The organism is Nocardia seriolae NBRC 15557 (assembly GCF_007990715.1).
Classification (GTDB): domain Bacteria; phylum Actinomycetota; class Actinomycetes; order Mycobacteriales; family Mycobacteriaceae; genus Nocardia; species Nocardia seriolae.
On record NZ_BJWY01000109.1, the window covers coordinates 1 to 26,998 of the forward strand.

The following is a 26,998-nucleotide window of genomic DNA, read 5'->3' on the forward strand; positions in this document are numbered from 1 at the left end:
CGACACTAGCGCAATAGTGTGGTGCTGGAGGCCGTTCCCGCCTCATTCGGAATTGTTCACAGCCGGGTGGATCGAATACTTCCGTATTGCCCAATGACCGGTGCTACGGCGGCTGGCCACGATGCTGGATGTGAGAATTTCGATGGGGTGGGGGACGGTCGCGGTGGCGGCCGGAACCCTTGCGGCCCTTATGTCGCCGCTGCCGGCCCGGTCCAACGCGGCCGCCCCGGTGAGCGCCGCGACCGATCGGCAGGAGACGGTGCTGGACACGCGGGACGGGGTGGTCGTCTCGCAGGTCAGTTTCCTGCTGCCATTGCCGGGGAACGCGCCCGCGCATCCGGCGGAATGCGATCGGGCCGGATTCCTCCGCTATCGCGCCGCGGACGGACCCGCGGATTCCGCCGCCGCCGACTCGGTGGTGGTGCAGCAGCAGGGATTCAACGGCGGGGCGATGAATTCCGACAGCGTCGCCGCCAATACCGTGCGCTCGGCCGCGCAGCTGGGTCGCAAGGTCGAGTTCTGGGCCATGGAGCGGCGCAGCGGATGTCTCGACGAGACCACCGGATTCGACTACGCGCTGCGGACCGGGAACTACCTCGATGCCGTCGACTACTACTTCAACGGCATGCCCATCGATGGGCGGGTTTTCCAAGGGCTCGAGACTTCTCAGGACCTGGCGCTGCTGGACTGGATGGGGCTGGAGCGGGTGCTGCGGGATCAGTACGAGATCATGCTGCACGAGATTCCGGATCAGCCCGTGCGCCAACGCAAGTTCGTGTGCACCGGTATTTCCATGGGTGGATTGGTCACCGGCTTCTTCGCGAACTGGGACTTCGGCAATGGTGACCCCGATGCCGCCGGATACAGCCAGTGCGCGGCCTTCGTCGCCCAGGACTCCATGGTGTCCTCGGATCCGGTCGCCATTCAGAACACGCCGTTCCTGCACGACCTCACCAATGCCATCATCTCGCCGGTCAACGACGTCCTGAAGGCGACCCAGAACATCGGCATGCTGCCGCGGATTCTCGGTTCCACACCTGTCATCGGCACCAAGGCATTCCTGCTCTACCGGCTCGCCGGGCTGGCCGCGTATCTCGATCCCGATGGGGAAAGCCGACTGCTGAGCCATCTTCCGCACGATTTCGAGATCGACACCACGCTGAATTTCCTGTTCGCCCCCACCTGGGCCGATTTCGCCACCAATGGCGCTGACGGCGCCGGCACCATGCGCGACTACCGTTTCACCAATACCGCGCTGCTGGGTGAGCTGCTGGACAACAATTCCTGCAATTTCGAGTTGCTCCAGCAGGGCATGGGCGTGCTCGACGGCGGCCCGGTGCGGCCCAAGAGCTTCCCGAATCCCGGTTCGGCGACCCAGATTCCGATTCTCGGCAACTACCTGCGCCTGACCGCGGGCCCGCAGGACCGCTTCGTGCCATCCGACCGGTCGGTGCTCTACACCTGGCGGAACTACGACAACGTCCAGGGCGTGCCCTACACCGCACCCGGCCACGAGGTGGCCGACATCCGAGACGTCGCAAGGCAATTGGGTTCCGGCGGCCCCTACGCTTACTGGGAGACCTACTTCCCGCTGCGCGTGGTCCTCGATATCGCGGCCGGCTACGGCGGCGCCCGCACCGGCGACACGGGCAACCTGCGCTACCACGCCATGGAACGCGCCAAGCCGAACCTGGTCCTGTGGGCGGGCGACAGCGTCGTGCAGTTCGGCCCCGGTCTGGCGTTCCCGGTACCGCAGACCGCCATCGTGCAGACCTTGCCCGGCTACAACCACATCGATACCATCGGCGCGGCCGCGGTCCAGAACAACGGCCTCACCGACTACAGCGGCCGCTACCTCGCGGAGTTCCTGAGATCCCTCGGATGACCTTGCTGTACAGGTACATTCGGAGGCGTGACGGTCGGTGAGGGGGAACCCCGGTCGGAGCCGGCACCGGGGCGTTCGCGCTCGGCGGTGGATGGGCTGGGCCTGGCCGCGCGGCTGCGGGCGGAGGTCTTCGAGGCGCACGCCGAGGCGGTGCGGGCGGTGGCGGGCGACCCGGGCGCGCCGCTCGGCCGCGATCTGGTGGAGTTGCTGGCGCTGCAGCGGCGGATCGCCGATCTCGCCGATCGACTCGCCGCCGACGAGGTGGCAGGCCCGCCGCGGCGCGAGGACGATGGGGAACGGATACACCGATCGCATGGGGAAGGCAGTTCGATGAGTGTCAGTCTGGCCAAGGGCGGCAATGTCTCACTGTCCAAGCAGGCGCCCAATCTGACGAAGGTGGCGGTCGCCCTGGGGTGGGATGTGCGCAGTACCACCGGAGCCGATTTCGACCTGGACGCCAGTGCGATGGCGTGCGGGCCGAATCAGCGCGTGGTGTCGGACAAGCACTTCGTGTTCTACAACAATCTGCGATCCCCGGAGGGCGCCATCGAGCACACCGGCGACAATCTCACCGGTGCGGGCGAGGGTGACGACGAGGTGATCAATGTGGATCTGGCGGCCATGCCGCCGACCATCACCAATATCTTCTTCCCGGTGTCGATCTATGAGGCCGAGACGCGGCGGCAGGCCTTCGGGCAGGTGCGCAATGCCTATATCCGGGTGATCGACGCGGTCACCGGTTCCGAGCTGACGCGCTTCGATCTCTCCGAGGACGCCTCGACCGAGACCGCCATGGTGTTCGGCGAGCTGTACCGGCACGGCAACGAGTGGAAGTTCCGCGCCATCGGGCAGGGGTATGCGTCCGGATTGGCCGGTATCGCAAGGGATTACGGCGTCAACGTCTGAGCCTCGCGCCGGTACACGGGGGTGCTCAGGTATTTCAGGCCCGAGTCGATCAGCACGGTGACCACCCGCGCTCGCGGGCCCAGCCGCAGGCCGAGACGAATGGCGGCCAGCACGTTCGCGCCCGAGGAGGTCCCGGCGCACAGGCCCTCCTCGCGGGCCAGGCGGCGGGCCATGGCCTCGGCGTCCGCGGTGGAGACCGGCTCGATCTCGTCGACCAGGCTCGAATCCCACAGCGGCGGTGGGTATCCGATACCGATGCCCTCGATGCGGTGCGCGCCCGGCTCGCCACCCGAGAGCACCGCCGATTCGGCGGGCTCCACCGCGACCACGTGCAGCCTGCGCTGCTTGTGATACCGCAGCAGTGACGCCGCGCCGCGCAGGGAGGCGGCGGTGCCGACTGCCTGGACGAAGGCGTCCAACCGGCCCTCGGTCTGGGCCCAGATCTCCTGGCCCAGTGAGTGATAGCCGGTGATGCTGTCGGTTTTGTGCAGCTGATCGGTCCAGAAGGTGTCCGGCTCGCGGCTCAATCGTTCGGCCGTCGCCACCATGTCGCGGAACAGCTGCTCGGTGAACATGCCGTTCTGGCTCGGGACCAGGGTGAGTTCCGCGCCGAATGCGGCCATCTGCGTGAGCTTCTCGGCGCTGAAGGCTTCCGAGCTGACGATGCGCAGCCGATAGCCCTTGGCGGCACAGACCATCGCCAGGGCCGCGCCCGTGCTGCCGCCGGTGTATTCGACCACGGTGCCACCGGGTTTCAGGCGGCCGTCACGCTCGGCCACGCCGATCATGGCCTGCGCCATGCGGTCCTTCATGCTGCCGGTCGGATTCTGGCCCTCCACCTTGACCAGAATCTCCGCGCAGCCCTCCGGCACCACGCGGTGCAGGCGCACCAGCGGGGTATTGCCGATCGCCGCCAAGGCATTGTCGCCGATGAACATGGTCCGCACCGACCCTTCCCGCCCCCCATGGGCTCAGAGTCGATTGTCCGGCAGGGGAGCCGGTTCCAGTGCGGGAACGGGGGGTCAGCGCGAAATCGGCGGCGATCCGGCGCTCCGGATCGGCAGCGGCTCGGGGCGTTTGGCCACCCGGTCGTCGCCGGAGGACAGGCCGCGCAGGCGGCGCAGCGCCCACGGGCCGAGTGCGGTTGCCGCCCATTGCAGTTCGTTCGCGACCGTGCGCAGCACGCCGGGCTCGGGCAGGGCGGGGTGCAGCGGCCGGGTCCAGGCGTCGTCCGCGCCGGGCAGGCGCAGTGCCTCGGCCATGGCGTCGGCGATGCGCTGATGGCCCATCGGGCTGGCGTGCAGGCGGTCGGGACTCCACATTCGCGGGTCGGAAACCACGGCGTGCCGGCCGGTTTCGGCCACGATCACCCCGTGCCGCGCGGCGGCGGCGCTAACGCGGTCATTGAGGATCGCGATGCGGCCGCGGATCGGGCGGGCCAGGGGGATGGTGTTGCCGACGTCGGGGAAGGTCAGGGTGCCGACGACCGCGCCGGTCGAGGCGAAGGCGGCGAACATGGCTTCGACGTGGTCGGCGGTGGCGTCGGGGTCGAAGTTGGGGCGCAGCAGGTCGTTCATTCCGGCCAGGACGGTGACCAGATCGGGGCGCAGGGACAGGGCCGCGTCCAGTGGATCGGTACGGATCTGCTGGGCCAGCTTGCCGCGTACCGCCAGATTGGCGTAGCGCAGTTCGGGATTGGTGCGGGCGAGGCGTTCGGCCAGACGGTCTGCCCACCCGCGCAGGCCGGTCAGGTCGTCGCCGTCGCCGACACCCTCGGTTTGGCTGTCGCCTATGGCGACGTAGCGGGTGTAGGTGCCATCGGTCATGGCGGATCGGCCTTTCGGTGACTGTCCGTGGATCATCCCAGGAAATCGGGGCCGGTGCGGGCCGCCGCGAGTCAGTTCACGAGCTCGCCGTTTCCCGTTCGATTTGGGCCACGGCTTCGGCCTGGATCCGGTCGAACTGTGCGGCCATGGCCTCGGCGAGGGCCTGGGCTCCCGACAGGGGGCGGACCATCACCATGAGTTCGTCGATCTTGCCGTCGGCATCGAGGTGGATGAAGTCGCAGCCGGTGATGCGCTTGCCCGCCACGGTCGTCTCGAAGACGAGGGCGTGGTCGGCGGCGTTCTCCGCGCCGATCTCCTTGACGTAGCGGAAGTCCTCGAACACCCGCAGGACGCCGCGCAGGATGGCGGCGGTGATCGCCTTGCCGGGGTAGGGCTTGAACGCGACGGGGCTGGTGAACACCACGTTGTCGGCGAGCAGGGCTTCCACTGCCGCCTCGTCGCGGGCCTCGACGGCCTTGCGGAACGGATGCATGATCCCTCGATTCGATAGTCAACTCATTGCATATGAGACTTGAACCGTAGCGCCGGGCTGTATCGGATGTCCAGAGTCAATTCAGTCAAAAAGTTGAGTATCTGTTGCCCGGCCGACGGAACGGCCCGGTCCCTGGGGGACCGGGCCGGTGATCGGTGTGTGGGTTACTTGCCGATGACGCCGTATTGGGTGAGGAGTTCACCGATTTCGTTGTTGCCCAGGCGCTTTGCGAGACCGCGCCAGAGCAGTTCGGGGCCGGGCAGGCTGACCGGGTCGCCGTCGCGCAGGCGGGTCATGCCCGCGAGCAGGGTGCGGACGTCGTAGGTGGAGTTGAAGACCTCCGGGACGCCGCGCTCGATGTCGAGCAGCCGGTACGCGGCCTCCATACCGGTGCGGACGGAGTACTCGGTGGTGAAGATGCAGTCCCGGCTGGTTTCGGCGAACTGGCCGATGAAGGCGAAGTTGACCGCGCCTTCGGGGACCACCTGCGGGCGGTCACCGGCCTTGCGGGGCATGAAGAACGCCGTCACATAGGGCATCATGACCGGCACCGTCTTGGCGGCATTCGCGGCCAGTTCCGGGATCTCGGCTTCGGGGACGCCCAAGTGGTACAGCCATTCCTGGGTGATCTCCTCGCCGGTGCAGTCCTGCATGGACTTCTTGACGTAGTCGCCGGGCTTGTCGACGAACAGGGAGTAGACCCAGACCACGATCTGGTCCTTGGGCTGGGCCTTGAAGTGGGGCTGGCGGTTGACGGTCCAGCTCAGCAGCCAGCTGGAGTCCTCGACGGTGACGATGCCGCCGGTGACGACCTTGCCGCTGAAGGGATCTCGCTTGCAGATCTTCTGGATGTATTCGGGGATACGCTGATCCAGGGTGGTGACGGTGGCCGATTCCCACTTGGTTTCGGGGATGTGTGCGCCGAAGACGTCCGGGTTGCCGAAAGCCTTGTCCTTGGCCGCGATTCGACGCCACAGGTCCCAGGCGGGGGCCGGGCCGTCATTGATCACGGCGGGGGTGTGGTGGTCGCCCTCGTCGGAGTTCTCGGTCAGGGAGCCGATGGTCATCAGCAGCAGATCGTCGGGGCCGAGGTCGACGCCGCCTTCGACGCCTTCCGAAACCCAGTGAATTCGCTTGGCCTGCTTGCGATCGGCGGTGATGTCGAAGTCGACGTCGGTGACCGTGGTGTCGAACTTGAAGGTCACGCCCTGGTCCAGCAGCCAGCGGTAGAGGGGCAGAACCAGGGATTCGTACTGGTTGTACTTGGTGAACTTGAGGGCCGAGAAGTCCGGTAGGCCGCCGATGTGGTGGATGAAGCGGTGTAGGTAGAGCTTCATTTCCAGGGCGCTGTGCCAGTCCTCGAAGGCGAACATGGTGCGCCAGTACATCCAGAAGTTGCTGTCGAAGAAGTCCTGCGAGAAGACCTCGTTGATGCGCTTGCCCTCCATCTCCTCGCGGGTGGCGAGGAAGATCTTGGTGATGTCCTTCTGCGCCTTCTCGTTCAGGGTGAAGAGGTTCTTGGTCTGCGCGCTCTGGCCGCGATTGACGGTGGCGCGCTCCAGGGAGAAGTTCGGGTCGTCCTTGTTGAGCCAGTAGAACTCGTCGAGCACGCTGGCGCCGTCGATCTCGATGGACGGGATGGTGCGGTAGAGGTCCCACAGGCACTCGAAGTGGTTCTCCATCTCGCGGCCGCCGCGAATGACGAAGCCCTTCTTGGGTTCCTTGATGCCGTCGAGTGCGCCGCCGGGGAGTTTCAGCTCTTCCAGAACGGTGATCTTGTCACCGGACATCTGGCCGTCGCGGATGAGGAACGCCGCGCCGGAGAGGGAGGCGAGACCCGATCCGACGAACCAGGCCGTCTTGCCGTCGGCCCCCGCGGGCTTGCGCGGCCGGGCGAACGCCTCGTAATTGCCACTGCTGTAGTACATGAGAACTCCTATCCCTGAAAGTCGGTCCCGAAGTGCCTGTCCTGCTGTGGATCTCGGCTCAGTACTTGTAGAAACCCTCTCCGGTCGCGATGCCGAGCTTGCCCTTGTCGATGTAGTTGTCCTTGAGCCACTTGGCGATTCGCTGGGAGGTCTCGTCGCCGTGGACCATGATGTTGTAGGGCGTGTTCAAGCCGATGATGTCGAGGATCTGGAAGGGTCCGGCGGGTGCGCCGGTGCCGATGCGCCAGGTCTTGTCCACCGCGTCCGGATCGGCGAAGCCGCCCTCGGCCAGGTTCATGGCCGCGTCCAGCAGCGGGACCAGCAGGGAGTTCAGGACGTATCCGGCCTTCTCCCTGTGCAATTCGATCGGGACCATGCCGATGGCGGTGGCGAAGTCCACCACGGCCCGGTACACGGCCGGATCGGTGTCTGCGGTGCCCATCACCTCGGCGGTATTGAAGTGCCACACCTGATTCGCGAAGTGCAGGGCCAGGAACCGGTCGGGGCGGCCGGTGAAATCCTTGATGGCGCTGGGGAGCAGGGTGGAGGAGTTGGTGGCGAAGATGGTGCGCTCGGGGGCGAGCTTGCCGAGCTGCTCGTAGGTCTCCTGTTTGATGGCGAGCACCTCCGGCACCGCCTCGATGACCAGGTCGGCGTCCGAAACAGCCTGCGCCAGATCGGAACTCAGCGCGATGTCGGCCGCGGTGGTCTCGGCCTTGCCGTCCCCGCCGCCGGGCACCTGCTCGCGGTAGATCGCCGCCAGCTTGTCCAGCCGGGTGCGCGCCGTGGTCAGCGCGTCGTCGGAAATGTCGTAGGCGGTGACGTCGAATCCGCGGAACGCGGTCTGGAATGCGATCTGGGAACCGAGCACGCCGGTTCCGAGCACGGTGACCTTGCGGATATCGATGCTCATTGGCATTGCCTCCCTAGGGATGTGGAGAATCCAGCGATAATCTGGGCGATCTGCGAGCGCAGATCCGCCATGGCGTCATGACCGGGATGGGCCCCGGTGGACGGTTGCACCAGGGCCAGGTGCAGGACGGCGAAGATGCTGCGACCGGCGATCCTGGCCTGCTCTTCGCCCGCCTCGGGAACGTCGGCGACGAGCCGCTCGGCGATCATCGACTCCAGCCGTGCCACCAGCGCCAGCCCCTCGGCGCGGTACTTGTCGGTGGGCGAGCCGAACAGCAGCTCGCGCTGGTAGACGGTGGTGTTCTCGGGTCGCCGTTCGGCGGCCCGCAGCAGCGGCGTCACCATGGCCCAGACCGCCTCGGCGGGCTCGGTGCGCGCCCGGGCCTCGGCCGCGCCGTCCTCGAGCGCGGTGCGCAGCTCCTCGTTGTAGACCATCAGCAGCAGTTCGCCTTTGGACGCGGCGTAGCGGAACAGGGTGCCCGCCGCGATATCCGCGCGATCGGAGATCTGCTGGGTGGTTACTCCTTCGAATCCGTGCTCGGCAAACAGCGCCGCGGCGGCCTCGAAGATCCTCGACTGCTTGTCGTGCATCTTGCGTTGCCGTCGGCCGACGTGCGCCGATCGGACCGGTGTGACCATCGGACACCTCCAACCCGAATGCGAAAACTGAGTGGACTCAAAAATGAGCGTACTCCGGGCTACTGATTCCGCAAGGTCATGATGTCACCGGTCGGGAGTACGTTGGTCACATGGCCACGCATCTCACCCACTGGGGCGTTTTCGAAGCGGACAGCGATGGCGAGCGGCTCACCGCGGTGCGGCCCTGGCAGGGGGATCCGGAGCCCACCCGGCTGATCGAGAATGTCGCGTCGGCACAACATCATCCGGCGCGGATCGCGCAGCCGCATGTGCGGAAGGGCTGGCTGGAGAACGGTCCCGGGCCCGCGCAGCGCGGGGCGGACGAGTTCGTGCCGGTGTCCTGGGAGACGGCGCTGGATCTGCTGGCCGGTGAATTGTCCAGGGTGTACGGCGAATTCGGTGCCGAGGCGGTGTACGGCGGCTCCTACGGGTGGGCCAGCGCCGGGCGCTTCCATCATGCGCAGAGCCAGGTGCACCGCTTCCTGAACTGCCTGGGCGGCTATGTCTCGCACCGCAACAGCTACAGCCTGGGCGCGTCCACGGTGCTGTTGCCGCACATTCTCGCCGATATGGGCACCATCATGGCGCGGGCCACCACCAAGTCGGTGCTGGCGCGGCATTCGAAGCTGGTGGTGGCGTTCGGGGGACTGTCGCCGAAGAATCTGGCGGTGTCCCCGGGCGGGGTGTCCCGGCACGATATCCGCGGGTGGATCGGGCAGGCGCACGAGAACGGCTGCCGCTTCGTCATCGTCAGCCCGCTGCGCGACGACATTCCGGCCGAGGCCCGGGCGGAGTGGATCGCGACCCGGCCCGGCAGCGATACCGCGCTGATGCTGGCGCTGGCGCAGGTGCTGGACGCGGAAGGGCTGGCGGACAAGGCTTTTCTGGACCGCTACACCGTCGGATACGAGCGATTCGCGGGGTATCTGCGCGGCGAGGAGGATGGCGTCGTCAAGACCCCGGAGTGGGCCGAACCGCTCACCGGCCTTGCCGCGGAACAGATCCGGGCGCTGGCCCGGGACATGGCGGCCACCCGCACGCTGATCACGGTGAGCTGGTCCCTGCAGCGCGCCCAGTACGGCGAGCAGCCCCTGTGGCTCGGGGTCGTGCTCGCGGCCATGCTCGGCCAGATCGGTCTGCCCGGTGGCGGATTCGGGCACGGGTACGGTTCGGCCGCGAATGTCGTTCTGGCCGTGCGGCTCACCTCGCCGCCCAAGCTGCCGCAGGGCGTCAATGGCGTCAGCGACTTCATTCCGGTGGCGCGGATCGCGGACATGCTGCTGAATCCCGGTGCGCCCTATGAATACAACGGCGAGCACCGCACCTACCCGAACATCCGGCTGGTGTACTGGGCGGGCGGCAACCCCTTCCATCACCACCAGAATCTGGCCCGCCTGCGCACCGCCTTCGCCCGCCCCGACACGGTGGTGGTGCACGATCCGTTCTGGTCGGCCACCGCCCGCCACGCCGATATCGTGCTGCCCTCGACCATGACGATCGAACGCGACGACTACGGCTCGGGCGAGGGCGACCGCTTCCTGTTCCCGATGCCCGCGCTCACCCGCCCGCACGCCCAGGCCCGCGACGACTACTGGATGTTCGGCGAGCTGGCCGAAAGGCTCGGCGTCGGAAAGGAATTCACCGAGGGCCGCACGGCGCAGGAATGGCTGCGCCACCTCTACGACGAGTGGGCCGAGCGCCTGCGCGACCGCGGCCACGACCTGCCCGGCTACGACGCCTTCTGGGCCGGTGAATCACTCGAACTGCCCCTCGAGGCCGAGGAGCACATCGCCTTCGCCGACTTCCGCGCCGACCCGCAGGCCCACCCGCTTCGCACCCCGAGCGGCCGCATCGAGATCTTCTCCGAAACCATCGCGGGCTTCGGCTACGACGACTGCCCGGGCCACCCCGTCTGGCTCGAACCCGACGAATGGCTGGGCAGCCTCGAGGCCGCTCGATTCCCACTTCAACTGGTAGCCAACCAACCTCGCACCAAACTGCACAGCCAACTCGACATCGGCGCACACAGCCAATCCGTGAAAATCTCCGGCCGCGACCCGCTCCGCCTCCACCCCGCCGAAGCCGCCGCCCGCGGCCTCACCGAAGGCGACATCGTCCGCATCTACAACGACCGCGGCAGCTGCCTGGCCGGCCTCGTGATCACCGACGCCATCCGCCCCGGCGTCGCCCAACTCTCCACCGGCGCCTGGTACGACCCCGACCCCACCGACCCCACCTTCTGCCGCCACGGAAACCCCAACGCACTCACCAACGACCGCGGCACCTCCCGCCTCAGCCAAGGCTGCACCGGCCAACTCTCCCTGGTAGAAATCGAGCCCTACACCGGCGAACTCCCACCCCTGACCATCACCGGCCCACCCCGAATCGCCCACCCCTGACCCGAACCCAAGGCTGATTGCCACCCGGTTGCGCGCGTGCGGCAGCTCGACATCAGCGATGAGGCCGTGGCTCGCGCCGCTGTTCTGGTGTTCGGGGTAGCGGGCTGATCTGGTGCGAAATTGTGGGCGGCAGCATAGATCGCCGTGGTTGGTCAGGGCTGGCTGTCGCGAAAACGGTCGCGCCGGTCGGCCCACCATGCGAACCGGTCATCGCGCGAGAACCGTTGTCCGCCGCCGCAACTCCCAGACGGCACCCACTTCTCTATCCACGGCCCGAGTGTAAATGCGGCGCTTCGCATCAGCCGGATCTCGCCGCCCCGGGCAGGGAATGGCGAGTGATCCTCGATCCGAAAGGCTTACGGAAGATGCCGCCGATCAACCGGAACTCGGCACGTTCGTGTACTCGCCGGCGGGCCCGCGGCGCGTGTTGCGAGCGCTCGGGTCGCGGTGAGCGAGCACCCGCCCGGCCGCTCCCGCAACTGGTTCCGTGCGGGCGGGCGACTCCGGCCGACGCAATCAACAGCATCGGGGAAATTCGCACTGCTCTCGCATAGTCCATACCGTGTTCCTCGGATCCCATCGTGCGGAACAGCAGGCCAGGCGCATACGGCGCCCCGGATACTACCGACCGAATACCGCTATCGGCGGGAACCGATACGAGAACGCCACCCGAGCGAACTTCGCCGGGCGTCTGTTACTGGGTGCGGCGGGTATTTGCGGTCAGGGCCTCCAGGATGGTGTGGGCTGCGTGGGACGGTGTGCGGTTGGTGGCGTGGCCGACGGAGAGTTTCCAGGGGAGTGGGTGGGGGGTGAGGTTGGAGTGGGGGATGGTTGGGGAGCGGCGTGCGACTGATAGGGGGACCAGGGCTACGCCGAAGTTTTTGGCGGCCAGTTCCATTGCGAAGGCTTGGTCGGCTACTTCGATGACGGGGTGGCGGGTGGGGAGGAGTTCGTCGGCGATGGAGCGGATGCCCCAGCCGGGTGGGTAGTCGATGAAGCGGACGCCTTCGAGGTCGGTGGGGCGGAAGGGGCGGCCGGCGAGGGGGTGGTCGGGGGCGGTGCACAGGACCAGGGTTTCCTCGACTATGAGATGGGTTGTGATGCCGGGGAATTCGGCGGTTCGGCCCGCGAGGAGGGCCAGTTCGAGGGAGTTGTCGCGTAGGCCCGCGAGGTTGCCTGCCATGCCGGAGATGCTCTGGCGCATGCGGAGGGTGACCGAGGGGAAGCGTTGGTGTAGGTCGGCGATGATGCCCGCCAGGTCGAAGTTGTGGATGTTCATGAGGTTGCCGACGACGACCTCGCCGCGGATTTCGCCCTGGGCGGCGTCGATGGCGTCGACTATGTCGCGGCGGGACCTGAGCAGGGCGCGGGCGGGGGCGATGATGGCGCGGCCGGATTCGGTGAGTTCGAGGGTGCGGGGGGTGCGGTCGAAAAGGCGCACGCCGAGTTCGTGTTCGAGTTTGCCGACGCTGGTGGAGACGGCGGATTGGACCACGTGGAGGGCGCGGGCGGCGGCGGTGAAGGACCGGTGGTCGCAACAGGCCAGGAAGCATTCGATCTGACGCAGCTCCATGAGCGGATCGTACCGGTGCTATCTATGGAACAGATGGCACCATCGAAAAGTATCGCTTTTGTTGATCCTGCGAGGTCGTGACCATGAATTGGTGACTACTTCGATGACCCGCCGTTCGCGGGACGCCCGGCCCGAGGTCGAGACCGCGCTGAGCCGGACCACGGTGCTGGTGTTCGCGACAACGGCCGGTTCGTCCGCGGCCGGTAACTACTACTTGCAGCCCCTGCTGCACGAGGTCGCGGGGGAGCTGAGCATTTCCACGGCGACCGCGGCCCTGCTCGTCAGCGCCGCGCAGATCGGCTACCTGTGCGGGTTGGCCTTCCTGGTCCCGCTCGGCTATTTCCTGCGCCGCCACCGCATGGTCCCGGCCCTGCTGGTGGCATCCGTTGCGGCCCTGCTGGTTTCGGCGTTCGCGCCGAACCTCCCGGTCCTGTTCGCCGGTGTAGTGTCCACCGGGGTGACCGCCTCGGCCGCGCAGGTGGTGGTGCCGTGGGCCTCCGCGCTGGCCCATCCGGAGCGGCGCGGGCAGGTGGTCGGCACGGTCATGAGCGGGCTGCTGCTGGGAATCCTGTTGTCGCGCGTGCTGTCCGGTGCGGTGGCGCAGGTCGGCGGCTGGCGTTCGGTGCTGCTGGTGGCGGCCGGACTCCAGGTGGTGATGGCGATCAGCGTGTATCTGCTGGCCCCCGCCACACCCCGGGCCGCGTCGGGTGAGAGCTACCCGCAGGTGCTGGCGTCGATTCCGGCGCTGATCCGGCGGCACCCGGTGCTGCGTCAGCGGATGGCGCTGGGATTCCTGGTGATGGCCGGCTTCTCGATGGTGTGGACGGCCATCGCCTTCCTGCTCGCGGGTTCGCGCGGAAGTTCCTACCACTATTCGGAATTCACCATCGGCCTGTTCGGCCTGGCCGGTGTGCTCGGCGCGTTGGGTGCGCCCGTGGTGGGCCGGATGGCCGATCGGGGCCGGTTGCGCCAGGTGACGACGCTGACCTGGCTGGTGCTGCTGGCGAGTTGGGCGCTGGTGGCCTGGGGCGGGCACAGCGTGGTGGCGCTGATCGCCGCGCTGCTGGTCTTCGACTTCGGCATCCAGGGCTCGCATCTGACCAATCAGAGCGCCATCTACGCCCTGGACCCGGCCGCGCGCAGCCGCCTGACCACCGCCTACATGGTCACGTACTTCCTCGGCGGCGTCGCGGGTTCGGTGACGGCGGGTGTGGCGTATCAGGCGGGCGGCTGGGCGCTGGTCTGCGGCATCGGTGCCGCCTCCGCGATGGCCGGGCTGCTGCTGTGGGCGGTGTTCGCACTCCGCCCACAGCGCGCCGACGTCACTCAGCCCGCGATGGTCGCGGGCAGCTGATCCGACAGGGCGATCGCCTCGGCGAGCAGGTCCGCCGTCGAAAGCAGTTGCCGCTCGGTGTGTTCCGAGGTGATGAAGAAGCGCAGCCGTTCCTTGCCGACCGGCACCGCCGGGGCCGAGATGGCCCCGGCGTACACGCCGCGCTGCAACAGGGTCGACGAGACGAAGCCCGCCTGGATCTCACCCGGCACGATCACCGGCAGGATCGGCGTGCCCTGGGAGTCACCCAGATTCAGCTCCCGTTCCCGCAGCGCGGCATCGAAGAGCCGGGCGTTGTGCCACAGTCGGGCCACCCGATCCGGTTCCGCCTCCAGCACCTCCAGCCCGGCCAGCGCGGCCGCGATGCCCGAGGGCGCGGGCGCACCGGTCAGCATGGCCACACCCGGCGCGGTGGCCTTCATCGCGCCGATGAGGTCGGCGTCGGCGGCGATGAAGCCGCCCACACTGCCCAGCGCCTTGGACAGCGTGCCCATCCAGATGTCCACTTCCGCCCCGGCCATGCCGTAGTGCTCGCGGATGCCGTGCCCGGTCGGGCCGAAGACGCCGAAGGAATGCGCCTCGTCCACCATGACCGCACAGTCGAATTCCCGTGCGACGGCCGCTAATTCGGCGACCCGCCCGACGGTGCCGTCCATCGAGTAGTGGCCCTCCAGCACCACCAGCGCCCGATCGAACCCGGACCGCGACATCTTCAGCACCGACCGCAGCGACTCGGGGTCGTTGTGCCGGAAGTTGATCCGGCGGCACCCCGCCCACTGCGTGCCCGACACCACGCTGCCGTGAATCAGGCTGTCGCAGAAGGCCACATCGCCTTCGCGCAACAGGAATCCGATCACACCGGCATTGGTGAGATACCCGCTGGTGGTCACCATGGCGTCGCCGACTTCGTAGATCCCGGCCAGCCGCTGCTCGAGTTCGGCGTAGAGCGGAATCTCCCCGGACACAATGCGACTCGCCGACGCGGACGCACCGTACCGGTCCAGGGCCTCCTGGGCGGCCCGCACGACCTGGGGATGACTGGACAGCCCCAGGTAGTTGTAGGCGCTGAAGTTCACCAGCTCGGTGTCCAGCGCCCGAATCACGGTGTCATTGGCGCTGTCTCGCGGCAGGAACAGCGGATTGGGCATCCCGGACTGCTCGTGGATGGCCGCGATGGCCGCGCGTTTCGCGACGGCCGCCGCCACCTCGGGATGATCGGCGAACTGCTTGCCCGGGCCGCGGACCGCGCGCGCCGGCTTGGCCGCCGAGGCCGTGGCCACCGACTGTTTGATTTCCTTGATCCCATTGCCCGCCAGCAGTTTCCGAGCCAGATCGCGTGCCGATTCGGTCATGCCGGCGCCGCCTCGGTGGTCCCGCCGACCAGCAGTTCGGCGGCCCGCGCACCGGCCTGCTGGAGCGTGAACGAGCGGCCGACCTTCATCGACATCAGGTCCACGCCCAGCGTCTTGCTCACCAGCGCACCGAATTCCACCGCCATCAGCGAATCCAGGCCCAGTTCCGGCACCGGCACGGTCAGATCGATGGAGTCGGCGTCCACGCCCATGACCACCGCCAGCTGTTCGGCCAGCATGTGCGCCACCACGTCGGCCCGCTTCTGCTCGTCGAGCCCGCGCAGCACCGCGACCAGTTGCGCGGCCGCCGAATTGTCCTCGACCGCCGCGGCGATGCGTTCGGCGGTGCGCCCGGTCATGGCGTACCAGGACACCGTCGCCGCCACCCGCGACCAGTCGATCGGGATGATCGCCACCTGGTGGTGGATGCCCAGTCCGAGCGCCTCCCCGAGGTACTCGGTGCCCTCCGCCATGTCGATGGGATCGAAACCGGCGGTGCGCAGATACTTCGACACGTACTCGTCGTCGGCCATGCCGCCGCCGGACATGTGGCCCCAGCCCACCGACAGCGCCTTGCCGCCCTGCCGCGCCACCACGTCCGCGGTCGCATTGAGCGCGAGATTGGCCGCGGTGTAGGCGTATTGGCCGATGCTGCCGAAAATGGTGCTGCCGGAGGAGAACAGCACGAACATGTCGAGCTCGGCCCCGGCGGCCTCGAGGCCGCGCCGCAGTGCGATCACGCCCTCGGCCTTGGGCCGGTACACCTTCTCCAGGCTGTCCCGGGTCATGTCGGGCACCCGCTTGTCATCGAGGGTGCCCGCGGTGTGGAAGACACCCCGCAGCGGATGTTCGGCGGTGTGCGCCCGCGCGATCAGCGCGGTCATGGCGTAGGCGTCGGTGACGTCCACCCGTTCCTCGACCACCTCGACGCCCTGCTCCTGCCACGCGGCCAGCTGGGTGCGCGCGGCTTCGGTGCCGGCCCCGCCGCGCCCGAGCAGCGTGAGCCGCCGCGCGCCCAGCCCGGTCAGCCAGCGCCCGACCGCGAGCCCGAAGGCCCCGAAGCCGCCGGTGATCAGATAGTTCGCCGCCGGATCCACGCTGACCGCCGGAATCAGCGGACGCACCAGCGGCGCTTGCGATTCCAGGCTCACCGCGATGCGCCCGAAGTGCGTCGAGCGCGCCACGTCCTCGAAGGCCCTGGCGACATCGGCGGTGTCGTAGACCTCGTAGGGCAGGTACCGGTAGGTGCCCGCGGCCAGCTTCTCCTGCACGCCCTGCACCAGTTCGCCGGTGGCCCGGCGCTTGAGCGCCAGCATGCGGTCCAGGTCGAACGAGTGGTAGGAGAGGTTCTTGTCGAAGTACGCCAGTTCGAGCACGCCGCCGCCGTAGATGTCGGCCTTGCCGATCTCCACGATGCGCCCGAACTCGGCCACCGCCTTGAAGTTCCGGCGCAGGATCTCCCCGGGCGCGGTGCTGATCACCACGTCCGCGCCGCGGCCGTCGGTGAGGCCCAGAACATCGTCGGCGAAGTTCAGCGACCGCGAGTCCAGAGCGTGATCCGCGCCCTGTGCCAGCACGTAGGCCCGGCGCGTGTCGCTGCCCGCGGTGCCGATCACGGTGGCCCCGTGCAGTTTCGCGATCTGCACCGCGGCCGACCCGACGCCGCCCGCCGCGCCGTGCACCAGCACCACATCGCCCGCGCGCACCAGCGCCAGCTCCAGCAGCGAGTGCTCGGCGGTGGCGAAGGCGACCGTGCTGGTGCACTGGCCCACCTCGGTGCCGTCGGCGACGCGGTTGACCAGGCTGGCGTCGGTGGTGTGGAAGCGGGAGATCATGCCCTTGGAGGTCACGAACACCCGATCACCCACGGTCAGATCGGTGACGTCCGAACCGATCCGGACCACCACGGCGTCGGCCTCCATGCCCGGTTCGGTGCCGTAGAAGGTGCCCGTCATCTCGCGCTCGCCGAGCACCCCGATGACCTTGAGCGGGTCCTTGTAGCCGAGCCCGACGGCCAGGATCCGCACCTCGACCTCCTCGGCCTCGGGCGCGCGCCGCTCGCAGCGCCGCCAGGCCAGTCGGGACAGCACCCGCGACTTGGGCAGCTCCAGGCGGAAATTCGCCTCCGGATCGGTGAGCGGCTCGGCCCGGTCCAGGGCCTCGAGCCGGTCGGGCAGGGTGGCCGCGACCACCGTCACCCAGCGCAGGCCGTTGCGCAGCACCACCTCGTCGGCGTGGTCGTAGGTGAACGCGCCCGGGATGGCCAGCTCGGCGGCCAGTTCCGCCTCGGCCACTTCGGGATCCACGTCGACGAGCCGCCAGCGCAGTCGCGACTGCTCATTGAGCAGCACCCGCCGGGCCCCGGCGAGGGCGGCGTGCGCCGGGTCGGGCGCGGCGTCCTCGTCCGGGTGCGCGAACGCGCGCTCGGTGACCAGGGTGATGTGCAGGGAACCGTCACCGGTCATGGGGATCTCGTCGCCGCGGCGCTGCAACCAGTCCTCGAGGAAGCCCTCGGTGGTGACCGCCACCCGGCGCAGCGCCCACAGCGCGTCCAGGTCCGCGTATTCCGAACCGGCCACCAGCACCACGTGGGTGCGCTCGACCCCGTTGAGCGCCACGATCTGCTGGAGTCGTTCGTGGACAACGGCTTCCAGGTCCTCGCGGTTCGGATCACCGACGACCAGCACCTCACCGTGTGCGGTGGTGCTCGCGGCGAACGTGGCGCGGGCGCTCGCCTCGGCGGCGAAGTCGATGGCGAGGGTGTAGGCGGTGTCGGGGGAGGGCAGCGCGGTGATATCCACGGGTTCCCGCATGTCCCAGCGGTCTTCGTAGAAGTAGTCCGTGAGCCGTTGCAGCGCAACGCGATCCGGGTTGATGTCACCCAGTCGCAGCCCGATGATGCTCATGACCACGTTCTGTTCCGCGTCGAGCAGGTCGTAGTCCGCGGTCAGCTCGGCGGCGCTGTGCAGTCGCGCCACCACCGTCACCTCGTCGGGCAGCGGCGCGAACACCCGAACCTCGTTGACGGCCACCGGAACCAGCGCGCCGCGTCCGGCATTCGGGGCGGCGGCGAGGACTGCTCCGAAGCACTGCACGGCCGCGTCGACCACGGCGGGATGGACGAGATGGCCACTGTCGCGGGCGATCTCGGCATTCAGGGTGGCGACCACGGTATTGCCGCTCACCCGCAGGGCGGTGGCACGGCGGAAGGCCGGGCCGTAGTCCAGTCCGCGCGCGGCGAAGGCGGTGTAGTAGGCGTCGGGATCGATCGGGAGCATTTCCTCGAGGTCGGGCACCTCGGCCTTGGTGGCCTCGTACGCGCCCTCGACCAGGCGGCCGGTGGCGTTGATCGTCCAGCTGGTGCCCGCGGGCTCCCGCGAGCGAATGGTGAAGCGCCGGGTGGATTCCTCCACGTGCAGCTCCACCACCGGGGCCATGCCCTCGTCCACCACCAGCGGCGCGAGGAACCGCACGTCTTCGACGGCGACCCGGCCGGATTCGGTGCGCAGGGCGGCCGCGCTCAGGGCCGCGTCCAGATAGGCCGCGCCGGGCAGGATTCGGGACCCGCCCACCACATGGTCGGCCAGCCATTCCAGATCGCCCACGCTGAGCTGGATGCGCCAGGCCGTGGTCGGATCCTCCAGCAGCGGGTCCCCGAGCATCCGGTACATGCCGGGCGTGCCGTACTTGAGCTGCTGCATGCCGACCAGATCGACGCGCATCCGGGTGCGCTGCCACGGATAGCGCGGCAGGTCCACGTGCCGGGTGACGATATCGCCGAAGAGGGCGTCCAGATCCAGCACGCCCGCCGCGTAGAGCCCGGCCAGGGTCTGGCGCACGCTCTCGTCGTCGTCCTGCTTGCGGTTGAGGGTGGCGATCGTGGTGCCGGTCTCGCCCGCGCCGATGAGGATTTCGCGAATGTTCGCGCCCAGCACCGGATGCGGTCCGACCTCCAGGAACACCCGGCTGCCCGCGCCGACCAGGTCGGTGATGGCATCGGCGAAGCGCACCGGCTGGCGCACATTGGCGCACCAGTACTCGGCGGTCCAGTCGCCCGCGGTGACGCGTGCGCCGGTGACGGTGGACCACAGCGTAATTCGCGGCTCAGCGAGCTCGAGGTCAGCCAGCGCGGTGCGCAGCTCGTCGAGGATCGGGTCCATGAGGTAGCTGTGGTAGGGCACCTCGACCTGGAGTCGACGCGCGAAAACGCCCTGCTCGGTGAGGGATTCGGCGATCTTGTCGAGACGCTGCTCATCACCGGCGAGGGTGACCGCGCTCGGGCTGTTGACGGCGGCGATGCTGACCAGCGCGTCGCCTTCGATCAGTTCCAGCGCCGCGGCCTGGGGCAGGCCGATGGCGAGCATGCCGCCCGACCCGGCCGTGGTGGCCTGCAACCGGGCCCGGTGATAGCTGACCCGCAACGCATCCCGCAGCGAGAGCATGCCCGTGACGTAGGCCGCCGACACCTCGCCCACACTGTGGCCGACCACGGCGGCGGGCCGGATGCCGAGCGAGTCGAGCAGCGCGAACAGCGCCACCTGGATCAGGAAGTTGGCGGGCTGGGCCACCGCGGTGGACGTGACCCGCGACTCTTCTTCGGGGCGCAGCAGCTCCTCGACGATGGACCACCCGGAGATCTCCCGGAACACCGCGTCGATGCGCTCGGCCTCGGCGGCGAACACCCGCTGCGTCTCGGCCGCGAAAACGCCTTCACCGGTGAGGAGTCGGCGGCCCATGGCCCACCACTGCGGACCCAGGCCGGTGAAGACGAAGACCGGTTCGGGCACCTTGCGGGAGATCACCTTTGCGGTGCGGCCCTCGCCGCCCGCGAACTCCACCAGCGCGCGCACCAGGTCGGTGTCGTCGCCGAAGGTCAGGCCCGCGCGCACCCCGTGGTGCTGGCGGCGCGTCCATGCCGCCTCGGCCAGGTGGCCCGGCTCGGCCCCGGCCGCGATGAGTTCGGCGAAACCACGGGCCAATTCACGGGCTGCGGTCTCGTTGCGGGCCGAAATCGGCAGCACGCCATAGTGTCTGGGCTCGCGCACAGCGGTCTCACCCGGGACGTACTCCTGGAGGATCACGTGCGAATTGGTGCCGCCATAGCCGAAACCGTTGACCGCCAGCGTCATCCGCGTGTCCGCCGGCACCGGCTGTGCGTCCAGCTGTAGCGCCAGACCCAGCTCCTCGAACGGGATATCGGGATTCGGCTCGTTCAGCCAGCCCTGCGGCGCGATGGTCCGATGCGTGATGGCCAGCGCCGACTTGATGACGCTGGCGATGCCCGAGGCGGCCTCGGTGTGGCCCAGCTGGGCCTTGACCGACCCCACCCCGAGCGGCACGTTCCGCCCCTCGACCCGCCCGTAGGCATTGCCGATGGCCCGCAGCTCGAGGGGATCGCCGACCGGCGTGCCGGTGCCGTGCGCCTCCACGTAGGTGACCTCGTGCGCCGCGACCCCGGCCCGCTCGAGCACCGTCTTGGCCAGTGCCTCTTGCAGATCCGCGTTCGGCACCGTGATGGCGGTGGTCCGCCCGTCCTGATTGGACCCGGTGGCCTTGACCACCGCGTAGATCCGGTCCCCGTCGCGCTCGGCGTCGTCCAGGCGCTTGAGCACCACCATGCCCGAGCCCTCGCCACGCCCGTAGCCGTCGGCTCTCGCGTCGAAGGGCTTGCTGCGCCCGTCGGCGGCCAGGAAGCCGCCCTTGCACATGGAGACGAACGGCTCCGGTTGCAGCAGCATGGTGACGCCGCCCGCCAGCGCCACCGTGCAGTCGCCGTTGCCGAGGGCCTGGCAGGCCAGATGGAAGGCCACCAGCGAGGACGAGCAGGCGGTGTCGACCGTCAGCGCGGGACCGACCATGTTCAGCGCGTAGGCGATCCGGTTGGAGATCATGGTGTACGACGCGCCCGCGGCGGTGTGCATGTCCACGAACGGCAGGGCCGCATTGGTATTGGACATGGCCATCTGGTCGAGGGTGAAGGCCCCGACGTAGACGCCGATCGGCGCGCCCGAGACGGTTCCGGCGATGCCCGCGTCGTCCAGTGCCTCCCAGGCGATCTCCAGGATCAGCCGCTGCTGGGGATCCATGGCGGCGGCCTCGCGCGGCGAGATGCCGAAGAAGTCCGGATCGAAGGCCCACGGATCGCCGGTCATGAAGGCGGCGCGCTTGGTGTACATGCGCCCCGGCGTGCGCCGGTCGGGATCGTAGTAGCGGCGGTAGTCCCAGCGGTCGGACGGAATCTCCACGACCCCGTCGCCCTTGTTGATGATGAAGTCCCAGAACGACTCCGGTGAATCGATACCACCGGCGTAGCGGCACCCGATTCCGACAATGGCAATGTCAGACACTACGTCTCCTCGGCAAAACATTTCGAACCTGGATTCCCCCCGAGGCTGGATTTCTCCATGGCCGGATCGCTCCGGCGAAGGCGGCGACGCCCGGACCGTGATCCGCGGTCCGGGTGCGTGCCGTGCCGGTGTCAGCTGGCGCCGACCCGTGCCGCCGGTCGCAGCATGAAGTTCAGTTCCGGACCCTTGCTCCCGATTCGGGTCCGGTCCACCGGCTGCAAGCCGAACGGCTGGTAGTAGCGAACGTTGTCGTCCTTGCAGATTCCGCATACCGCGCGCCCGTGCGCGTCGGCGTCGGCAATGAGCCGGTTGGTCAGTGCGCGGCCCACACCCGCGCCCTGCACCTGTGGATCGGCTCCCAGATAGACCATGTAGTCGTGCGGTTCGGCGGGCGCGGATCCCGCGATGGCGGCATCCGCCTCGATGCCGCGCACGGTGGCCCCGGCGCCCATGGCCCACAGCAGTTGCGGGCCCGAAATGGCTTCGCGCCAGCGGGGACTGCGGTAACCGCCGGGAATCCACAGCAGTGCGCCGACGACCTTGCCGTCGATCAGCGCCACCGTGGCCCCCTCGGCGGGCAGATAGCGATGCTTGATGAGGACGCGAATCATGCCGGGCGCGCGTTTGCGGCGCACCGCGAGATCGGGGAAGACGTACTCCTCGATCGGATCGTCGGACTCGAAGGCCAGGGCGAGCACCCGGACCATGTCCTCGATGTCGGCTTCGGTGGCGCGGCGTACGACCGGATCACCCGACTGAACCAAAACAGTCCCTTACGTTTTCAGGTCCGTGAGCGCCCGACCACGCCGACGAACCGCCCAGTTTGAACCTTACCCAACGGTAACCACGTTCGTTACTGTCGAGTAGGCTACCGCTAAGTTATTGATCATGCGACCGATTCGCCTTGTGGCATAAAACGATTCACCGGGGGATGGTGCCGAGTTGAAACATGTTCTAAGGTTCGCGCGCGTGAAAGCGATATGGCTTCGTTGCATCCGGGTGACCGGGCATTCCCATAGAGTGGGAGCGTGGCCGCACTTCTCACCAAGGGGCAGACCGGTGAACTGGGCGTCGCGGACATCACCGTGACGGTGCACTTCAGCGCGGGGATCGACCTCTCCGCCCTGTTGCTCACCGATCGCGGCACGGTGCGCGGCGACACCGATCTGATCTTCTACAACCAGCCCTCCGGGCCCGGAATCCAATTGGTGCCCGGGCAGAACGCCGTCGCCGTGAGCCTGCGATCGGTGCCGCCCGGGGTGGCGCACATCCGGATCGTGATGACCCTCGACGATCGCGACGGGCGGCTCGGCGATCATCCGGCCCCGCACATCGCCATCGCCGACGAGCGGGGAAACCCGCTCTACGAGTACGTGATCGACGATCTGAGCAATGAGAACACGGTCGCGGCGGTGGATCTCGACCGCGGCGACGACGGCTGGTACGCCCGCGCCATCGGGTTCGGGCATCCCCGCGGCTTCGCCGCCCTGCTTGCCGATCACGGTGTGGCCGTGAGCAATTCGGCACAGCCGATGCGCCCGACCGCGCCCGCCATCGCGCCGGTGCTGAAGTCCGGAGACACCGTCGCGCTGCGGCGCCAGGGCACCGACCTGACCTTCGTGAAGATGGGGCTGGGCTGGGATCCGATCCAGGTGCAGCACAAATGGGGTTCGCGCCCGGCCGAGATCGATCTCGACGCCTCGGCCCTGGTCTACGCCGGGCAGGATCTCGTGGACGCCGCGTTCTTCGGGCAGCTGGTCACCAAGGACGGGGCCATCCGCCACTCCGGCGACAATCTCACCGGTGAGGGCAAGGGGGACGACGAGGTCATCACCGTCGACCTGACCCGGGTCGGTTCGCACGTCACCGCCATCGTCTTCGTCATCACCTCCTACGCGGGGCACACCTTCGAGCGGGTGCGTAATTCGTTCTGGCGTTTGATCGACGGCACCACCAATACCGAGCTCACCCGGTCGAATCTGAGCGCGGGCGGCGCGCACACCGGCATGGTGGTGGCGAAGGTGCATCGCGAGGACGGCGTCTGGAAGGTGCAGGCCCTGGGCCACCCGATCGAGGCGGGCCACCCCGTCGAGGCGGCCGCGCAGGTGATCCGGTTCCTCTGATCCGCGCCCGGGTCAGGACACGGTGATGAAGCGGCCCAGCTGCGGCACCGCCTCGCCGGGATGCTGGGCCTGGAAGCCCTCGCCGATCGCCTCCAGCCGCCACTCGCCGCCGGAGCGGAACACCTTCGCCATGGCCATCGCGGTGAACGCCATGCCGCCCGCCAGCGCGTAGCGCGCCAGCTCCGCGTGCGTGGTGTCGTCCACCAACCGGCAGTAGGCGTTGCTGACCTGCTCGAAGGTGTGGCCCTGGGAGGAGGTGACGATGAACAGCAGCGTATTGACCCGCTGCGGAACGCGGCTCAGATCCACCAGGATCTGCTCGTCGTCGTTCGCGCCGCCCCCGCCGACGAGATTGTCGCCCGAGTGCCGGATCGAACCGTCCTTGGAGGTCAGCTGCCCGTAGTAGGCGACATCCACCAGATGCCGGTCGGCGAACATGGCCACCCAGGCATCCAGGTCGATATTGGCCGCCCGCCGCCCGAACAGTCCGCTCTGCTTGGCCGGAGCCCAGCCCAGACCCATCAGGATCCGGGTCAACGCGACTCCGCCCTCCTTGCGCAGGGTGACGCGCTGGCCCTTGGATAGATTGACCGGCCGTCCCCGGGACAGCTCGCCCGCGGCCGGCGGTTGCGCGGGCGGGGCCGGAATGGGCTGGGGTGCACTGGAATACGGCGCAGTCGGCTGCGGCTGTGCCGGATACGGTTGCGGCGGCGCGGGATACGGCTGAGCCGGGGCGGGATACGGCGGCGGCTGGGTGGGGTACGGCGAGCTCGGCGTCACGTAGGTGGGCTCGACCGGTGGCGGGTAGGCCGCGGACGGGGGCGGGGGCGGCGGTGGCGCGGCCGGGGTGGGCGCGGGCCGCGGCGCGTCCTCGACCGTCACCCCGTGATCGGTGACCAGCGCGGCGAAGCCGCCCGCGTAGCCCTGCCCGACCGCGCGCACCTTCCAGGTCCCGAACCGCCGGTACAGCTCGACCGCGATCACGATCGATTCGCTCTGCAAGTCCTCGATCTTGTACTCGTACAGGGCATTTCCGCCCTGATCGGCCACCACCGCGACCGGCGGCGCGAGCTGCCCGAAGGTCGCGCCCGCCTGGTCGAGGGTGATCACCGCCCGGATCTGGGTGATCTCCGCGGGCACCTGCGCCAGCGACACCACCAGTTCGGCGGGCTGCCCGGACACCCCGTTGCGCAGCCGCACCCCCGGGCCCGAAGGCTGGTTGTAGAAAACGAAATCCGTGTCCGAGCGCACCTTGCCGTGCTCGGTCACCAGCAGCGCGGACAGCTCGGCCGCGGCGGCGACCCGCACCGAGACCACCACCTCCGCGGCGCTGACCGCCCCGTTCTGACCCTTGACCAGATTTGTGGACAAAGCCGATCCTCCCGCAGCGAAACGTCCCCCTGCCACTCTAGGAGCCCGGCCGCTCCTCAGCAGCCGAGCTGGTCGGCAAGATCCAGGAAATCCACGGCATTGATATCGAATTCGTCCGAAAACTCCGCATCGCCCAGGGCCGGATCCCCGTACTCCAGCGGCCGGGCCACGAACGCGGTGCGGAATCCGAGTGCGGCGGCGGCCCCACGCTGACCCAGGGCCCCTGCTCGGGCTGCTGTGAGGTCTCGGTGAAATAGGCTGCCCGCCACTTGTTCACGAAGCCGGACCAGTCGTGACCCGGCCCGCCCGCCGCGGCGGCCGCGGTCCGGATGGTCGAATGGAAATCGGTGGCCGTCCCCTGGACGTCGAACAGCAGTGCCTTGACGGCGGACTTCTCCACGCCCCGAGACCCTACCCGCCGGTAACGGAAACGGCCCGGCTCCCGGTGGGAGACGGGCCGTTTCGGTCGATCCGGATCAGTACTGCCGCAGCTGAACCGTGAAGCCGTCGAACCGAGCCGGGTCGGTCACCCACACGGTGACGCTGCCGCCCGGATGGCGGGCGGCCTCGCGCCAGAGCTCGGCGAAGGTGTAGTAGGAGTGCCAGCCGCCGTTGCGGTCCTGGAATTCGGGGGTGCTGGAGTACCAGGCGGGGTCCACGAATTGGTGCTGCGGGGTGGAGACCTGGTCGATCCAGTCGGGCACCGGCGTATTCGCCAGCACGACGGTTTCGGCGGGCGAGAGATCCACGCTGGCATAGCCCTCGGCGGGATTCGCGTTCACCTGGGCGGCCGAGGCCGGGCTCGCGCCCAGCGCCGCACCGACGACACCGAGCGCGAGAGTTCCTCCGACGGTCCAACGCCGCATTGTCATTTCGATCCTGCCTGTTCGGTAGAGCTTGAAGAGCGCCGGAAACAATACCGCCGGTATGGAAACACTCGAATCGGTGTGCGTATCGGTAACCCGCGGGCCGGAGTGAGCCATTTCTCATATTCCGCCGATTGTGAGCCGAATCAGGCTGGCCGATATGGAGACGGGTAAGGCCAGCCGGACAGCCATGGCAACCGCGTACGCGCGTGCCTATCACCAGCTTTCGGGCGAGCCGCGGATCTTCACCGATCCGCTGGCCGCGCGAATTCTGGGCGTGACGCCGGAACGGCTGGCCGAACTCGACACCGCCATGCTCGATCAGCCCGGCGGGCAGGATCCGCGTCGGCGCGGACGGCGGTACTTCCTGGCCGGTCGAGCCCGGTTCGCCGAGGAGATCGTGGCCCGCGCCGTGGCGGCGGGCACCGGGCAGGTCGTCATTCTCGGGGCCGGTCTCGACACCTTCGGCTACCGAAATCCGTATGCCGGAGTTCAGGTTTTCGAGGTCGATCATCCCGATACGCAGCGCTGGAAGCTCGAGTTGCTCGCCGATTCGGGAATCGAGATTCCGGATTCGGTCACCTTCGCGCCCGTCGATTTCGAAACCGGCACCCTGGCCGCGGGTCTGGCGGCCGCCGGATTCCGCCGCGACGAACCGGCCGTATTCGTCTGGTTGGGCGTGGTCATGTACCTGACCCGCGACGCCGTCGAGGAAACCCTCCGATTCATTGCCGGCCAGGCCCGGCCGGTCCAGGTGGTGGCAGACTATCTGAGCCCCGGAACCAATTCCGCCGAGCGCGAGGCCCTGCGCCTGCGCGCCGAGCGCATCGCCAAAATCAACGAGCCCTTCCGCACCTATTTCGAACCGGCCGAGTTCGAGGACCTGCTGCGCTCACTCGGCTTCGACACCGTCGACCACCGCACCCTGTCCCAGCTGATCGACGAATACCTCGGAACCCCTATCCCGAACCTGGCCTCGGGCGGCGGCTCGGCCCGCATCCTGGCCGCGCGGCGTGCGCTCGACGAAGCTGAACGCCTCTAGTAC

Annotated in this window: 19 protein-coding genes; 6 read left to right on the top strand and 13 right to left on the bottom strand. The window is 68.4% G+C overall.

Going from position 1 to position 26,998, the window contains the following annotated elements; genetic code table 11:
- The first annotated feature begins 130 nt into the window (after positions 1 to 130).
- On the top strand, positions 131 to 1,885 hold the full coding sequence (locus NS2_RS27025; RefSeq protein WP_228102713.1) for a hypothetical protein: 1,755 nt from the start codon (positions 131 to 133) through the stop codon (positions 1,883 to 1,885).
- A gap of 330 nt (positions 1,886 to 2,215) precedes the next feature.
- The gene (locus tag NS2_RS27030; RefSeq protein ID WP_033090198.1) at positions 2,216 to 2,791 is read left to right on the top strand and encodes a TerD family protein; all 576 of its coding nucleotides are present in this window, start codon (positions 2,216 to 2,218) and stop codon (positions 2,789 to 2,791) included.
- Here NS2_RS27030 and NS2_RS27035 read toward each other — a convergent pair.
- The 6 genes from NS2_RS27035 to NS2_RS27060 all read right to left on the bottom strand — a co-directional run bounded on the left by NS2_RS27035 (position 2,773) and on the right by NS2_RS27060 (position 8,589).
- Positions 2,773 to 3,729, bottom strand: coding sequence for a PLP-dependent cysteine synthase family protein (locus NS2_RS27035; protein WP_033090199.1), 957 nt, complete (start codon positions 3,727 to 3,729; stop codon positions 2,773 to 2,775). The two genes, NS2_RS27030 and NS2_RS27035, sit on opposite strands and share 19 nt — an antisense overlap.
- Positions 3,730 to 3,813: 84 nt before the next feature.
- The gene (locus NS2_RS27040) at positions 3,814 to 4,617 is read right to left on the bottom strand and encodes an SGNH/GDSL hydrolase family protein (protein WP_033090185.1); all 804 of its coding nucleotides are present in this window, start codon (positions 4,615 to 4,617) and stop codon (positions 3,814 to 3,816) included.
- 76 nt (positions 4,618 to 4,693) lie between these two features.
- Positions 4,694 to 5,110 (bottom strand): nuclear transport factor 2 family protein, encoded by a 417-nt coding sequence (locus NS2_RS27045; RefSeq protein WP_033090186.1) that lies wholly within the window; start codon positions 5,108 to 5,110, stop codon positions 4,694 to 4,696.
- Between the two features lie 164 nt (positions 5,111 to 5,274).
- Complete coding sequence (locus NS2_RS27050; RefSeq protein ID WP_033090187.1) at positions 5,275 to 7,038, bottom strand: oleate hydratase; 1,764 nt, start codon at positions 7,036 to 7,038, stop codon at positions 5,275 to 5,277.
- A 58-nt stretch (positions 7,039 to 7,096) separates the two neighbouring features.
- Positions 7,097 to 7,951, bottom strand: a complete 855-nt coding sequence (locus tag NS2_RS27055; protein WP_033090188.1) for a 3-hydroxyacyl-CoA dehydrogenase — start codon at positions 7,949 to 7,951, stop codon at positions 7,097 to 7,099.
- A complete protein-coding gene (locus tag NS2_RS27060) occupies positions 7,948 to 8,589 on the bottom strand; it encodes a TetR/AcrR family transcriptional regulator (RefSeq protein ID WP_228102714.1) in 642 nt (213 codons plus the stop codon). Before NS2_RS27060 ends, NS2_RS27055 begins: the two co-directional genes overlap by 4 nt.
- 110 nt (positions 8,590 to 8,699) lie before the next feature.
- On the opposite strand from NS2_RS27060, the gene NS2_RS27065 reads away from it, so the two are divergent.
- Positions 8,700 to 10,988 (top strand): molybdopterin-dependent oxidoreductase, encoded by a 2,289-nt coding sequence (locus NS2_RS27065; protein ID WP_147207325.1) that lies wholly within the window; start codon positions 8,700 to 8,702, stop codon positions 10,986 to 10,988.
- A gap of 694 nt (positions 10,989 to 11,682) precedes the next feature.
- Here the strand turns inward: NS2_RS27065 and NS2_RS27070 are convergent.
- The gene (locus NS2_RS27070) at positions 11,683 to 12,561 is read right to left on the bottom strand and encodes a LysR family transcriptional regulator (protein WP_036548061.1); all 879 of its coding nucleotides are present in this window, start codon (positions 12,559 to 12,561) and stop codon (positions 11,683 to 11,685) included.
- A gap of 103 nt (positions 12,562 to 12,664) precedes the next feature.
- Between NS2_RS27070 and NS2_RS27075 the strand changes: the two genes are divergently transcribed.
- Positions 12,665 to 13,915, top strand: a complete 1,251-nt coding sequence (locus tag NS2_RS27075) for an MFS transporter (protein ID WP_045439087.1) — start codon at positions 12,665 to 12,667, stop codon at positions 13,913 to 13,915.
- On the opposite strand, the gene NS2_RS27080 is transcribed toward NS2_RS27075, so the two are convergent.
- The 3 genes from NS2_RS27080 to NS2_RS27090 all read right to left on the bottom strand — a co-directional run bounded on the left by NS2_RS27080 (position 13,888) and on the right by NS2_RS27090 (position 22,357).
- Entirely contained in the window at positions 13,888 to 15,246 is a 1,359-nt protein-coding gene (locus NS2_RS27080) for an aminotransferase class I/II-fold pyridoxal phosphate-dependent enzyme (RefSeq protein ID WP_033090191.1), read from the bottom strand. The two genes, NS2_RS27075 and NS2_RS27080, sit on opposite strands and share 28 nt — an antisense overlap.
- Positions 15,243 to 21,593, bottom strand: a complete 6,351-nt coding sequence (locus NS2_RS27085) for a type I polyketide synthase (protein WP_147207326.1) — start codon at positions 21,591 to 21,593, stop codon at positions 15,243 to 15,245. Before NS2_RS27085 ends, NS2_RS27080 begins: the two co-directional genes overlap by 4 nt.
- Before the next feature lie 131 nt (positions 21,594 to 21,724).
- Positions 21,725 to 22,357, bottom strand: coding sequence for a GNAT family N-acetyltransferase (locus NS2_RS27090; RefSeq protein WP_033090193.1), 633 nt, complete (start codon positions 22,355 to 22,357; stop codon positions 21,725 to 21,727).
- A 264-nt stretch (positions 22,358 to 22,621) separates the two neighbouring features.
- Between NS2_RS27090 and NS2_RS27095 the strand changes: the two genes are divergently transcribed.
- Positions 22,622 to 23,716: a TerD family protein gene (locus NS2_RS27095; protein WP_036548055.1), complete on the top strand. Its 1,095-nt coding sequence runs from the start codon at positions 22,622 to 22,624 to the stop codon at positions 23,714 to 23,716.
- A gap of 12 nt (positions 23,717 to 23,728) precedes the next feature.
- Here NS2_RS27095 and NS2_RS27100 read toward each other — a convergent pair whose 3' ends face one another.
- The 3 genes from NS2_RS27100 to NS2_RS27110 form a co-directional block, all read right to left on the bottom strand.
- Positions 23,729 to 25,087, bottom strand: coding sequence for a TerD family protein (locus NS2_RS27100; protein WP_033090195.1), 1,359 nt, complete (start codon positions 25,085 to 25,087; stop codon positions 23,729 to 23,731).
- A 56-nt stretch (positions 25,088 to 25,143) separates the two neighbouring features.
- Positions 25,144 to 25,356: a hypothetical protein gene (locus NS2_RS37905; RefSeq protein ID WP_230464173.1), complete on the bottom strand. Its 213-nt coding sequence runs from the start codon at positions 25,354 to 25,356 to the stop codon at positions 25,144 to 25,146.
- Positions 25,357 to 25,563: 207 nt separating this feature from the next.
- Complete coding sequence (locus NS2_RS27110) at positions 25,564 to 25,959, bottom strand: hypothetical protein (protein WP_036548052.1); 396 nt, start codon at positions 25,957 to 25,959, stop codon at positions 25,564 to 25,566.
- A 130-nt stretch (positions 25,960 to 26,089) separates the two neighbouring features.
- On the opposite strand from NS2_RS27110, the gene NS2_RS27115 reads away from it, so the two are divergent.
- Entirely contained in the window at positions 26,090 to 26,995 is a 906-nt protein-coding gene (locus NS2_RS27115; RefSeq protein WP_235263996.1) for a class I SAM-dependent methyltransferase, read from the top strand.
- The last annotated feature ends 3 nt before the right edge of the window (positions 26,996 to 26,998 follow it).